9 protein-coding genes are annotated in these 12,905 nt (G+C 60.1%); all 9 read left to right on the plus strand.

Annotation, left to right across the window (positions count from 1 at the left end; genetic code table 11):
* Positions 1 to 101 precede the first annotated feature (101 nt).
* Positions 102 to 1,343 (plus strand): arginine deiminase, encoded by a 1,242-nt coding sequence (gene arcA, locus LK493_RS03285; RefSeq protein WP_227790113.1) that lies wholly within the window; start codon positions 102 to 104, stop codon positions 1,341 to 1,343.
* A gap of 149 nt (positions 1,344 to 1,492) precedes the next feature.
* The gene (locus LK493_RS03290; RefSeq protein WP_195363478.1) at positions 1,493 to 2,617 is read left to right on the plus strand and encodes an aminotransferase; all 1,125 of its coding nucleotides are present in this window, start codon (positions 1,493 to 1,495) and stop codon (positions 2,615 to 2,617) included.
* 574 nt (positions 2,618 to 3,191) lie between these two features.
* Positions 3,192 to 4,433, plus strand: a complete 1,242-nt coding sequence (gene arcA / locus LK493_RS03295; RefSeq protein ID WP_227790113.1) for an arginine deiminase — start codon at positions 3,192 to 3,194, stop codon at positions 4,431 to 4,433.
* Between the two features lie 105 nt (positions 4,434 to 4,538).
* Positions 4,539 to 5,534, plus strand: a complete 996-nt coding sequence (argF, locus tag LK493_RS03300; protein WP_006234279.1) for an ornithine carbamoyltransferase — start codon at positions 4,539 to 4,541, stop codon at positions 5,532 to 5,534.
* A 138-nt stretch (positions 5,535 to 5,672) separates the two neighbouring features.
* On the plus strand, positions 5,673 to 7,160 hold the full coding sequence (locus tag LK493_RS03305; RefSeq protein ID WP_408583389.1) for a YfcC family protein: 1,488 nt from the start codon (positions 5,673 to 5,675) through the stop codon (positions 7,158 to 7,160).
* 554 nt (positions 7,161 to 7,714) lie between these two features.
* Complete coding sequence (locus LK493_RS03310; RefSeq protein WP_022094206.1) at positions 7,715 to 9,196, plus strand: DUF1846 domain-containing protein; 1,482 nt, start codon at positions 7,715 to 7,717, stop codon at positions 9,194 to 9,196.
* 256 nt (positions 9,197 to 9,452) lie between these two features.
* Positions 9,453 to 9,791, plus strand: a complete 339-nt coding sequence (locus LK493_RS03315) for a helix-turn-helix domain-containing protein (RefSeq protein ID WP_161115922.1) — start codon at positions 9,453 to 9,455, stop codon at positions 9,789 to 9,791.
* Between the two features lie 178 nt (positions 9,792 to 9,969).
* Positions 9,970 to 11,631 carry a CTP synthase gene (locus tag LK493_RS03320; RefSeq protein WP_227790114.1) on the plus strand — a complete coding sequence of 554 codons (1,662 nt, stop codon included), beginning with the start codon at positions 9,970 to 9,972 and terminating at the stop codon, positions 11,629 to 11,631.
* A gap of 2 nt (positions 11,632 to 11,633) precedes the next feature.
* Entirely contained in the window at positions 11,634 to 12,575 is a 942-nt protein-coding gene (gene xerD / locus LK493_RS03325) for a site-specific tyrosine recombinase XerD (RefSeq protein ID WP_172677979.1), read from the plus strand.
* The last annotated feature ends 330 nt before the right edge of the window (positions 12,576 to 12,905 follow it).

Here is a 12,905-nt window from a genome sequence, read left to right on the forward strand (position 1 = left end):
GGGTGGAATTTGGATATAACTAGAGCTGTCAGCAAGCAGCGTCCGCTATGGAAGGGCGCTGAGAGATTCGGCCGAAAGGCCCGAAAGAAAGGTAGGAGGCCATGACGAAAGGTCTGCACGTGCCTTCCGAGATCGGCAAGCTCAGGAAGGTCTGCCTGCACCGTCCCGGCGACGAGCTCCTCAACCTGCCGCCCGACGAGCTCGAGCGACTCCTGTTCGACGACGTCCCGTTCCTGGAGGTCGCGCAGCAGGAGCACGACACCTTCGCCCAGATCCTGAGGGACCAGGGCGTGGAGGTCCTCTATCTCGAGAACCTCGTCGCCGTGGTGTTCGACCAGGTCCCCGGCGCCCGCGCCGAGTTCACCGACCAGTACATCGCCGAGGCCGGCATCCGCGGCCAGCACATGCCGCAGATCGTCCGCGAGAAGCTGGACTCCATCGAGGACAACCTCGAGTTCGTCAAGAAGACCATGGCCGGCATGACCAAGTCCGAGATCGACATGCCCCTCACGGCGTCCACGACCCTCGACTCCCTGGTCAACTCCGAGTCCGAGTCCGACCTGATCATCGACCCGATGCCCAACCTCTACTTCACCCGCGACCCGTTCGCGGTCATCGGCGAGGGCGTCAACCTCAACCGCATGTACTCGGTCACCCGCAACCGCGAGACCCTGTACGGCAAGTACATCTTCAAGTACCACCCCGACTACAAGGACGTCTCGCTGTACTTCCGCCGCGACTGCCAGTTCCACACCGAGGGCGGCGACGTGCTGAACATCAACGAGAAGACCCTCGCCGTCGGCATCTCCCAGCGCACCCAGGCCGCCGCGATCGACGTCATGGCCCAGAACATCTTCTGGAACTCCGACTCCAAGGTCGAGCGCATCCTGGCCTTCGATATCCCGGTCTCGCGCGCCTTCATGCACCTCGACACGGTCTTCACCCAGATCGACGTCGATAAGTTCACGATCCACCCCGCCATCATGGGCACCCTGCGCGTCTACGAGCTGACCGCCGGCAAGAACCCGGGCGACGTGAACATCCGCCTGATCGAGGACACCCTCGAGCACGTCCTGGAGGACGCCACCGGCGTCGACCAGGTCAAGCTGATCCCCTGCGGCGGCGGCGACCCGATCGCGGCCTCCCGCGAGCAGTGGAACGACGGCTCCAACACCCTGTGCGTCGAGCCCGGCAAGATCTGCGTCTACGCCCGCAACACCGTCACCAACGACGTGCTGTACAAGGAGGGCCTGGACCTTCTCGTCGTGCCCTCCGCCGAGCTCTCCCGCGGCCGCGGCGGCCCGCGCTGCATGAGCATGCCCTTCTGGCGCGAGGACCTCTAAGGTCTTCAAGGACCCGTACAGGTCATAATACATACATCTAGCTGCCATTAGATGTCTCCCATTGGGGCGGTGCGGGTTTTCGCACCGCCCCAATCTTGTATGAGGAACGTCAACACGATTGGATGACTGCTTTTGTAAGGAGCTTGGCCATGGACATCAAGACGATTGGCGTTGAGGAATGGCTCAACGTTTGGGAGAAGAGCGCCACGTGGGACATCGCCCAGTCGACGATCTCGTCGCTCACCATGGGCGAGCTGCGCGCGCTCGATGAACAGGACGGCGCCACGTTCTACGAGCGCCTGGACCGCGAGAAGATGAACTACGGCTGGATCGAGGGCTCGCCGGAGTTTAAGGCCGAGGTTGCCAAGCTGTATCGTCGGGAGGTCAATCCCGATCACATTCTGCAGACCAATGGCTGCACGGGCGCTAACCTCAACGCCATCATGGCTGTGGTCGAGCCCGGCGACCATGTTATCGCCGAGTGGCCCACCTATGCGCCGCTCTACGAGATTCCGCGCACGCTGGGAGCCGAGGTCGAGTATTGGGAGCTTCGCGAGGAACTCGGCTGGAAGCCCGATATCGAGGAACTCAAGCGCTTGGTGCGTCCCAACACCAAGCTTATCTGCATAAACAACGCATCTAACCCCATCGGTACGGTGCTCGATGCCGATATGCTCGGCCAGATTGCCGAGATCGCCCGCTCGGTGGGCGCCTACGTGCTGTGCGACGAGGTATATCTGCCGCTCGAAAACACTGAGTCCTTTATGTCGATGGTCGACGTGTACGAGAGGGCCATTGTCACCAACTCGTTGTCGAAGACCTATTCGACACCTGCGGCCCGCGTGGGCTGGGTCCTGGCCGACAAAGAGGTGTCCAACCGCATCCGTACCTATCGCGATTACACCATGATCTGCGGCGGCGTGTTCAACGATGCTCTGGCGACCTATGTGCTTGAGCACAAGGATAAGATTCTCGAGCGCAATCGCAAGATCGTGTTTGGCAACCGCGATATCGCGCAGGCTTGGATCGATACGCAGCATCGCGTTTCCTGGACGGCCCCGCAGGGCGTGTCCACCTCGTTTATCCAGCTGGATATTCCCGAGGATGACGAGGAGTTCTGCAGGCGCCTGCTGTCCGAGAGGGGAGTGCTGCTGGTCCCCGGTAGCCGTTTTGAGCTTCCCTGCGGCGCACGCCTGGGCTACTGCGCGAGCGAGGACGTTCTGCGCGAGGGCCTGAGGCTTTTGGGCGAGGCACTGGCGGAGTTCGATCGCTAGGATTCCGATGGTCTTCGGTGGCCTTATCCAAATTAGCCGAAGATAATCGAAAACGGACCCGTTTCCCTAGGGGAAGCGGGTCCGTTTTTCTATACCGAGAAGTCAAGTTGTTACAAATGGGGCCGTAAAGCGAGGCGGTATCCGCTGGGCCTTATACTGAGTTTCCGGTGAACGGTATCAAGCGTCTGGTAAACGGTAATTTATTTACCAGAAATGAATAGGACAAACTTTTTTCTGAATAAAAATGAAAATGGTTGAGACGCGGTATGAACCGCTAATTCTATTCATAGCTTTAGTGGAAATATGCAATTTGAGGATGGTTTAACAAAGTTAAGTTCCATTTGATTTTAGGATTGAAAACGCGTTTAAGCACGTAAATACGCTTTATTAAGATGAAGTGTGCCATGCGTGAAGTATATGTGTATGCCGTTCACCCCCTATAAAAAACCGTTCGGGGGCAAGGTGGAAGTATGGGCTGATTTTGGATATAAATATGTCGTCAGCAATAACGCCTCACACGGAGGGGCGCTAACGAATCGGCCCTGACAAGGGCCCGAAAGAAAGGTAGGAGGCCATGACGAAAGGTCTGCACGTGCCTTCCGAGATCGGCAAGCTCAGGAAGGTCTGCCTGCACCGTCCCGGCGACGAGCTCCTCAACCTGCCGCCCGACGAGCTCGAGCGACTCCTGTTCGACGACGTCCCGTTCCTGGAGGTCGCGCAGCAGGAGCACGACACCTTCGCCCAGATCCTGAGGGACCAGGGCGTGGAGGTCCTCTATCTCGAGAACCTCGTCGCCGTGGTGTTCGACCAGGTCCCCGGCGCCCGCGCCGAGTTCACCGACCAGTACATCGCCGAGGCCGGCATCCGCGGCCAGCACATGCCGCAGATCGTCCGCGAGAAGCTGGACTCCATCGAGGACAACCTCGAGTTCGTCAAGAAGACCATGGCCGGCATGACCAAGTCCGAGATCGACATGCCCCTCACGGCGTCCACGACCCTCGACTCCCTGGTCAACTCCGAGTCCGAGTCCGACCTGATCATCGACCCGATGCCCAACCTCTACTTCACCCGCGACCCGTTCGCGGTCATCGGCGAGGGCGTCAACCTCAACCGCATGTACTCGGTCACCCGCAACCGCGAGACCCTGTACGGCAAGTACATCTTCAAGTACCACCCCGACTACAAGGACGTCTCGCTGTACTTCCGCCGCGACTGCCAGTTCCACACCGAGGGCGGCGACGTGCTGAACATCAACGAGAAGACCCTCGCCGTCGGCATCTCCCAGCGCACCCAGGCCGCCGCGATCGACGTCATGGCCCAGAACATCTTCTGGAACTCCGACTCCAAGGTCGAGCGCATCCTGGCCTTCGATATCCCGGTCTCGCGCGCCTTCATGCACCTCGACACGGTCTTCACCCAGATCGACGTCGATAAGTTCACGATCCACCCCGCCATCATGGGCACCCTGCGCGTCTACGAGCTGACCGCCGGCAAGAACCCGGGCGACGTGAACATCCGCCTGATCGAGGACACCCTCGAGCACGTCCTGGAGGACGCCACCGGCGTCGACCAGGTCAAGCTGATCCCCTGCGGCGGCGGCGACCCGATCGCGGCCTCCCGCGAGCAGTGGAACGACGGCTCCAACACCCTGTGCGTCGAGCCCGGCAAGATCTGCGTCTACGCCCGCAACACCGTCACCAACGACGTGCTGTACAAGGAGGGCCTGGACCTTCTCGTCGTGCCCTCCGCCGAGCTCTCCCGCGGCCGCGGCGGCCCGCGCTGCATGAGCATGCCCTTCTGGCGCGAGGACCTCTAAGTCTTTCCGTTTCCGGTGCGGTCCCCCTACAACCGCACCGGCTTCGCCCGTTAAACGGGCACCACTAATACTTACGTAATTCATTTCTTCGAAAGGAATCAAACCATGGGTGTTAACCTCTCCGGCCGTAGCTTCCTCAAGCTTCTCGACCTCACCACCGAGGAGATCGAGTACCTGCTCAAGCTCTCCAAGAACTTCAAGGATATGAAGCGCGCTGGCGTTCCGCACCGCTATCTCGAGGGCAAGAACATCGTTCTGCTCTTCCAGAAGACCTCTACTCGTACCCGCTGCGCCTTCGAGGTCGGCGGCATGGATCTGGGCATGGGCGTCACCTACCTCGATCCGGGTTCGTCGCAGATGGGCAAGAAGGAGTCCATCGAGGACACCGCCCGCGTTCTCGGCCGCATGTATGACGGCATCGAGTTCCGTGGCTTTGCCCAGGACGACGTCGAGGAGCTCGCTGCTAAGTCCGGCGTGCCCGTGTGGAACGGCCTGACCACTGAGTGGCATCCCACCCAGATGCTCGCCGATATCCTGACCGTCCAGGAGAACTTCAACTACGACATCAAGGGCAAGACCCTCGTCTTCATGGGCGACTGCAAGAACAACGTCGCTCGCTCCCTCATGGTCGTCTGCTCCAAGCTCGGCATGAACTTCGTGGCCTGCGGCCCCGAGGAGTGCATGCCCGCCGACGACGTCATCGAGGCCTGCAAGCCCATCGCCGAGGCCAACGGTTGCACCATCAAGCTGACCACCGACGTCAAGGACGGCGTCACCGGTGCCGACGTTATCTACACCGACGTGTGGGTCTCCATGGGCGAGCCCGACGAGGTCTGGGCCGAGCGTATCGCTCAGCTCACCCCGTATCGTGTTACCTCCGAGGTCATGGCTATGGCCAACCCGGGCGCCATCTTCCTGCACTGCCTGCCCAGCTTCCACGACACCAACACCACCATTGGCGCCGAGAAGTGCGAGCAGTTCGGCATCACCGAGCAGGAGGTCACCGACGAGGTCTTCGAGAGCCCCGCTTCCAAGGTCTTCGACGAGGCCGAGAACCGCATGCACACCATCAAGGCTGTCATGTACGCCACGCTCAAGTAAGAGCATCTAGCATCTCGCTCGGGGTGTCTTGCTGCACACCCCGAGCGGCTTTGTCTGGTAAATATCTCGCACCAGGCGGCAGGCACGGCACGGAAGAGCCGCTTCGGGCGAGATCAGTAAATGATTTATGAAGGGGGGATGAGAACTATGACTGAGACCGCTAAGAAAAAGCGCGGTATGCCTTCATCGTTCACCATTCTTCTTGCTCTGCTGGCAATTGTCGCAGTGATTACCGTTATCGTTTCCGGCACGTCCGGTGGCGCGGTTACTGCCGCCCGTCTGAGCGATTTCTGCACCGCCCCGATTAAGGGCTTCGCTGACGCTCTGCCCGTCTGCCTCTTCGTTATGATCCTGGGCGGCTTCCTCGGCATGATGACCGAGACCGGCGCCCTGGACAACGGCATCGCCGTCCTGGTGCAGAAGCTTAAGGGTAATGAGATCATGCTCATTCCCGTGCTGATGCTCATCTTCTCCCTCGGTGGTACCACCTATGGTATGTGCGAGGAGACCGTTCCCTTCTACGCCTTGCTTGCCGCTACCATGATGGCCGCTGGCTTCGACCCGATGGTCGGTGCCGCTACCGTCCTGCTCGGCGCTGGCTGCGGCTGCCTGGGCTCCACGGTTAACCCGTTCGCCGTCGGCGCTGCCGTCGACGCTCTGACCGGCGTTGGCATTGAGGTCAACCAGTCCATCATCATCGGCCTCGGTGCCGTCCTGTGGATTGTCACTACCGCTATGTCCATCGTCTTCGTGATGAACTATGCCAAGAAGGTCAAGGCTGACAAGGGTTCCACCATCCTGTCGATGCAGGAGCTCAAGGACGCCGAAGAGGCTCACGGCAAGGCTGCTTCCGAGGTCCACAAGGAGGTCAAGCTCACTGGTCGTCAGAAGGGTGTTCTGATCGCCTTCGCCTTCACCTTCGTCGTCATGATCGTCGGCTTCATCCCGCTGGCCGACCTCAACGAGGGCGTCGCCAACTTCTTCGACGCTGGCGCTGTCTACGACGCCGACGGTAACGCCGTCGTCCAGGGCTGGTCTGCCCTGATCACCGGCCTGCCCATTGGCCAGTGGTACTTCGACGAGGCTTCCACCTGGTTCTTCCTCATGGCCGTCCTGATCGGTATCATCGGTGGCCTGTCCGAGAAGCAGATCGTTAACACCTTCATCACCGGCGCTGCCGACATGATGTCCGTTGTTCTCGTCATCGCCCTCGCCCGTGGTATCTCCGTCCTCATGGCTAACACCGGCCTCGACGTCTTCGTCCTCGACGCTGCCGCCAATGCCCTGGCTGGCCTGTCCGGCGTGATCTTCGCTCCCATGAGCTTCCTGGTCTACTTCGGCCTGTCCTTCCTGATCCCCTCGACCTCTGGTATGGCTACCGTCTCCATGCCCATCATGGGACCGCTGGCTGTTAAGCTCGGCTTCTCGCCCGAGGTCATGGTCATGATCTTCTCCGCTGCTATCGGTGTCGTGAACCTGTTCACCCCGACCTCCGGTGCCATCATGGGCGGTCTCGCCCTGGCCAAGATCGAGTGGACGACCTGGCTCAAGTTTGCCCTTAAGCTCATCGTCGCTCTCTCCGTCGTCTGCGCCGTCATCCTGACCGTCGCCTGCGTGCTGCTCTAAGTACCCAACGGGTACCCCACGGAAACCTTGACGATCCTGTAAAGGATCACCTGGTCATCGTCTGTCCGGTGGGGTAAACCCACCGGTAGACTCCTACCTTTAGCCCCCTCCCGTTCCGTGCGCGGGAGGGGGCGCTCTTGTGTTCCGGCGTTTTACCAAACGCCGGAACCACTCGACGCTGCAAGCCCGCCAGAGCGGCAATCTGACGTTCAATCGTCGGGCATGGCCAAAAGGCCTATGCCCTCCTCTTTCACGTCACCTTGCTCGCTCTGGCGGGCTTTCGCTGACTTTTGCTCCACCTGCGGCGCTGCCATTGTTGGTGCAGGGGGTAGCTTGCTCGCTCTGGTGCCCGTTCGCTGGCTTTGGCTTTGCCTGTGACGTTTTCATTGTTGGTGCTGAGTGCCTTGTTTCCCGTCCCAAATGATCTACCCCGGGTCCCCGGTGGTTGCGGTGGGCGTGTTTGGTTGGTGCCTGTTGATGGTCTGGGTATCGGGGAGGGCGGGCTCCGTTATAATCGCCTAGAACATTAATTGGAAACGGGACGGGAGCCATACATGCGCCAGGGTTTCGACAACGCGAAGTATATCGAGCTGCAGGCTGCTCACATTAAGGAGCGCATCTCGCAGTTTGGTGGCAAGCTCTATTTGGAGTTTGGCGGTAAGCTGTTCGATGACTATCATGCGAGCCGCGTGCTGCCGGGTTTTGAACCGGACAGCAAGTTCCGCATGCTCAAGAGCATCGCCGACGATGTCGAGGTTATCATCGCGATCAACGCGAACCACATCGAGAAAAACAAGGCTCGTGGTGACCTTGGCATTACCTATGACGAGGATGTGCTGCGCCTGGTTGACCTGTTCCGCGGCAACGGCTTTGCCGTCGCGGCCGTGGTCATCACCCAGTACGCCGGCCAGCCCGCCGCCGATGTGTTCCGCAATCGCCTGAACGCGCTCGGCATTCCCGCCAAGCTGCACTATCCCATCGAGGGGTATCCGCACGATGTCGATCTGATCGTTTCTGACGAAGGCTACGGCAAGAACGAGTTTGTCGAGACCACGCGTCCACTCGTTGTCGTGACGGCACCCGGCCCCGGCTCGGGCAAGCTCGCCACTTGCCTCTCGCAGCTGTATCACGAGCATAAGCACGGTACCGCCGCCGGCTATGCCAAGTTCGAGACCTTCCCGGTCTGGAATCTTCCTCTGACGCATCCGGTCAATATTGCCTACGAGGCCGCCACGGCTGACCTCGACGACGCCAATATCATCGATTCGTTCCACCTTGAGGCCTACAACAAGACCACGGTCAACTACAACCGCGACGTCGAGGCCTTCCCGGTAGTCCGTGCCCTGATGGAAAAGATCTTGGGCAAGAGCCCCTACCAGAGCCCTACGGACATGGGCGTCAATATGGTCGGCTTTGCCATCACCGATGACGATGCCTGCCGCGACGCTTCCAAGATGGAGATCGTCCGCCGCTACTTTACCGCGGTCGAAAATGTGCGCCGTACCGGCGTGGGCGATGAGCAAGTCGACCGTCTCAAGATTATTATGAAGAAAGCCGGCATCGATAAGAACTACTCACCGGCGCGCTCGGCGGCCCTCACCAGGGAGCAGCTGACGGGTGGTCCCGTGGGTGCCATGGTCATGCCCGATGGCTCCGTGGTGACCGGTAAGACCTCCACGCGCCTGGGCGCCGCAAGTTCGCTCATTATGAACGCCCTCAAGCATGTCTCGGGCGTCGACCTTGAGCTCGAGGTCATTAGCGATGAGGCGATCGAGCCCATCAGCAAGCTCAAGACGCATTTCCTGGGAAGCAAAAACCCGCGCCTCCACACCGACGAGACGCTTATGGCGCTGTCGATCACCTCGGCCACGAGTGAGACGGCCGCTCGCGTCCTTTCGGGCCTGGAGCAGCTGCGCGGTTGCGATGCCTTCTTTAGCGTGATCATCTCGCCGACGGACGAGACGGTACTGCGCAAACTGGGTATCAACGTGTGCTGCGAGCCCAAGTTTGAGCGCCGCGGTTTCTTCCATCGCTAAGTTTGAAGCACCGCGGTAATTGCATTGCATTTTGGCCGTATCGGGTTAGCGCCCGGTACGGCTTTTTGATCAATAAAGCGCCTATTTCGGCGAAAAATAGCTGTTTACCTGCCTAGAAACAATTTGAGCGGTATACAATAACCGTAACTGTTTCATCCTTAGCGGGATGCCGCATGATGGATATTACCTGCCATCGTGAGGTGTGTCGGTCGCGCACGGCGCGTTAGATGCTCGTGCTCGGTTTGAGGAGGCTGCTATGGCGGGCAAGGGTCGTGCGAGTGTCAACGATATGAAGCGTGTCGAGGTGCTGGTGTTGATGGAGATCGACCAGCAAACCGAAGACAATGGCGGGCCGTATGGTTTCTCGCGCAAAACGCTTGCCGAGCGCGTGGGGGTTTCGCCGTATCGTGTCCGCGCCGCAATCGATCGCTTGGATTCCGAAGGCATGATTGATGTCGTCTCGCGTTATAGCGACGACGGCGGTCAGCTTGCAAATGGCATTTGCCTCACCGAACGTGGCGAGTGGTATCTTGAGGGCGTCCGTACCGGCATGCTCGTTCAAGAAATGCTTGAGGACGAGGTTGCTGATCGATAGCAGCATGTAACCCTTGCCACAGCGACGCCGCCTGGGAAACCGGGCGGCGTTTTGTTTCAAGATTGAGAAATGCAATCGCACGCGAGAAAAATTGCGAACGGTCCGCGGCGCGAGTATTACAATGAAGACCCGTAAGATGTGGATAAACAACTTCTACGGGAAGTGCAGGTAACTCAATATGACCAAGCATGTGTTCGTAACCGGTGGCGTGGTTTCGTCCTTGGGCAAGGGTATCACCGCGGCCTCGCTGGGCCGTCTGCTCAAGTCGCGTGGCTACAAAGTAACGATGCAGAAGGCCGATCCGTATCTGAACGTCGACCCCGGTACCATGAGCCCCTTCCAGCATGGTGAGGTCTTCGTTACCGAGGATGGTTACGAGTCCGACCTGGACCTGGGTCATTACGAGCGCTTTATTGATGAGAACCTGACCCGCGATTCCAACTTTACGACCGGCGCCATCTATAAGAGCTTGATCGCCCGCGAGCGTCGCGGCGACTTTTTGGGCGGTACCGTGCAGGTGATTCCTCACGTCACCAATGCCATTAAGGACAAGTTCCGCCGCATCGAGGAGCAGACCGGCTCCGATGTAGTCATCACCGAGCTGGGCGGCACGATCGGCGACATCGAGTCGCAGCCGTTTGTCGAGGCCATCCGCCAGTACCGCAAGGAGGCCGGCCCCGAGAACGTCTGCTACATCCACGTGTCGCTCGTTCCCTATATCGCCGCCGCCCACGAGGTCAAGACCAAGCCCACGCAGCATTCCGTCAAGGAGCTCCGCAGCTTTGGCGTCCAGCCCGATATCATCGTGCTGCGCTCCGACCACCATATCGATGACGCTATCCGCGGAAAGATCGCAAGCTTCTGCGACGTCGACACCGATTGCGTCTTTACCAACGAGGACTGCGCGAGCATTTACGATGTTCCGCAGCTGCTTGCCGAGCAGGACTTTGACCTGCGCATTTGCGAACGCCTGGGTCTGGATCCGCGTGAGCGCGACATGAGCGAGTGGAACGAGTTCCTGCGCAAACAGAATCACGCCAACCATCACGCCGACAAGGTGAAGATCGCCGTCGTGGGTAAGTACACGCAGCTGCCCGATGCGTACCTGTCGGTTATCGAGGCCCTGCACCATGCGGGCGTCTTCTACGATCGCCATGTGGACGTCCAGCTGGTCGACGGCGAGAGCCTCGACGAGCAGAATGTCTCCGAGGTTTTGGGCGACGCCTCGGGCATCCTGGTCCCCGGCGGCTTTGGCAAGCGCGCCCTGGAGGGCAAGATCCTCGCGGCCGAGTTTGCCCGTGAGCACAAGATTCCGTATCTGGGCATTTGCCTGGGTATGCAGGTGGCCGTGTGCGAGTTCGCCCGCAACGTCGTCGGCCTTGCCGGCGCCAGCTCCTCCGAGTTCGATCCGGACGGCCCGTTTAGCGTCATCGATCTGATGAGCTCGCAGGAGGACGTGACCGAGAAGGGCGGCACCATGCGCCTGGGCGCCTATCCGTGCAAGCTCGCCGCCGATACCCTTGCTCGCGAGGCATATGGCGAGGAGCTCGTCTACGAGCGTCACCGTCACCGCTTTGAGTTCAACAACGCCTTCCGTGACCAGCTCGAGGACGCCGGTTTGGTTATCTCGGGTCTGTCGCCCGACGAGCGCCTGGTCGAGATGGTCGAGCTGCCGCGCGACGTGCATCCGTGGTATGTGGCAACCCAGGCTCATCCCGAGTTCAAGAGCCGCCCGACCAACCCGCAGCCGCTGTTCCGCGAGTTCGTGCGCGCTTCGATCGGCCAGCACGAGGGTGTCGACCGTCTGCAGGTGACGCCCATGAACCTCGCTACGGACTAAGGGTGCCGGCGAATAAGGAACATACCGAAGCTACTCCCTCGTCGCTCGCCGTGGCGGCGGGGGAGTATCTCGATTACCTCGCGGTCGAGCGGGGTTTGGCGCGCAACACGATTGCGGCCTATCGTCGTGACCTGACGACGTACTGCGCCTATCTGGAGCGGGCGGGTATTGTGTCTTTTGAAGAGGTGACCCGTCAGGTCGTGGAGGGCTTTGTTGCCGACCGTCGCGATGGGGGCTATTCCGATGCCTCGGTGGAGCGTGCGCTTGCGGCCGTGAAGGGCCTGCATGCCTTTTTGGTGCGCGATGGGGCTGTGGCCCAAAATCCAACGGCGGCGTTGCGCCTGCCTAAAAAGGCTGAGCGTTTGCCGGAGTATCTATCGGTGGAGGATGTCTCGGCGCTGCTCGATCAAGACTTCCCCGAGGGCGAGATGGGCTTGCGCGACCATGCCATCTTGGAAGTGCTCTACGGATGCGGTTTACGTGTGAGCGAGTTGGTGGGGCTCGATGTGGGCGATATCCATATCGACGATGGCTTTGTGCTCGTTCGCGGTAAGGGCTCAAAGGAACGCCTGTCACCGCTGGTGGGAAGCGCGGCGCGAGCTCTGACGCTCTATGTAACTGAGGGGCGTTCTCGCTTGGCGGCCCATGCCCGCGGAACCGAGACCTCGGCGGTCTTTTTAAATAAGAACGGCCGCCGTCTGTCGCGCCAGGCCGTGCATGCGATATGCGAGCGGTATGGGCGTCAGGTGGGGCTGGTGGGGCTCCATCCCCATACCTTGCGCCACTCCTTTGCCACCCACATGCTCGCGGGCGGTGCCGACCTGCGTGTGCTGCAGGAGATTTTGGGCCATGCCGATATTTCGACCACGCAGGTCTACACGCATGTCGACCGCACGCAACTGACCGAGGTCTATCTGGCGGCGCATCCGCTGGCGCATCGTTAACACATCGCTGGCCTGCATATTTATAGGTATTTGGGGACGGGCCCCAGATTGCTGCGGCGTGCTTTTGCGCGCGCATGGGCAATCTGGGGCCCGTCCCATTTTTCGCCACTTGTCGTCGCGGTGGTGGGCCGCACGTGCCTTGGGTGGGGGAGTTTGGGGGCGATGTGAACGCCATGTAAAAGGACGCAAAAATCGCCTCAAGGTCAACTTGAAGGTTGAGGTTGAAAGGCGGGGTGCCACAGGTGGCATCCCGCCTTTGCTGTAAACACAACATATTGTGTTTTCGAACATATGATCGGGGGTGTTTTACAACATATTGGGGGTGGAATG

The organism is Collinsella aerofaciens, from assembly GCF_020709435.1.
Classification (GTDB): Bacteria; Actinomycetota; Coriobacteriia; order Coriobacteriales; family Coriobacteriaceae; genus Collinsella; species Collinsella aerofaciens_AU.

Coding starts and splice junctions, on each gene's coding strand:
- arcA (WP_227790113.1), top strand. CDS start 102: ATGACGAAAGGTCTGCACGTGCCTTCCGAGATCGGCAAGCTCAGGAAG.
- LK493_RS03290 (WP_195363478.1), top strand. CDS start 1,493: ATGGACATCAAGACGATTGGCGTTGAGGAATGGCTCAACGTTTGGGAG.
- arcA (WP_227790113.1), top strand. CDS start 3,192: ATGACGAAAGGTCTGCACGTGCCTTCCGAGATCGGCAAGCTCAGGAAG.
- argF (WP_006234279.1), top strand. CDS start 4,539: ATGGGTGTTAACCTCTCCGGCCGTAGCTTCCTCAAGCTTCTCGACCTC.
- LK493_RS03305 (WP_408583389.1), top strand. CDS start 5,673: ATGAGAACTATGACTGAGACCGCTAAGAAAAAGCGCGGTATGCCTTCA.
- LK493_RS03310 (WP_022094206.1), top strand. CDS start 7,715: ATGCGCCAGGGTTTCGACAACGCGAAGTATATCGAGCTGCAGGCTGCT.
- LK493_RS03315 (WP_161115922.1), top strand. CDS start 9,453: ATGGCGGGCAAGGGTCGTGCGAGTGTCAACGATATGAAGCGTGTCGAG.
- LK493_RS03320 (WP_227790114.1), top strand. CDS start 9,970: ATGACCAAGCATGTGTTCGTAACCGGTGGCGTGGTTTCGTCCTTGGGC.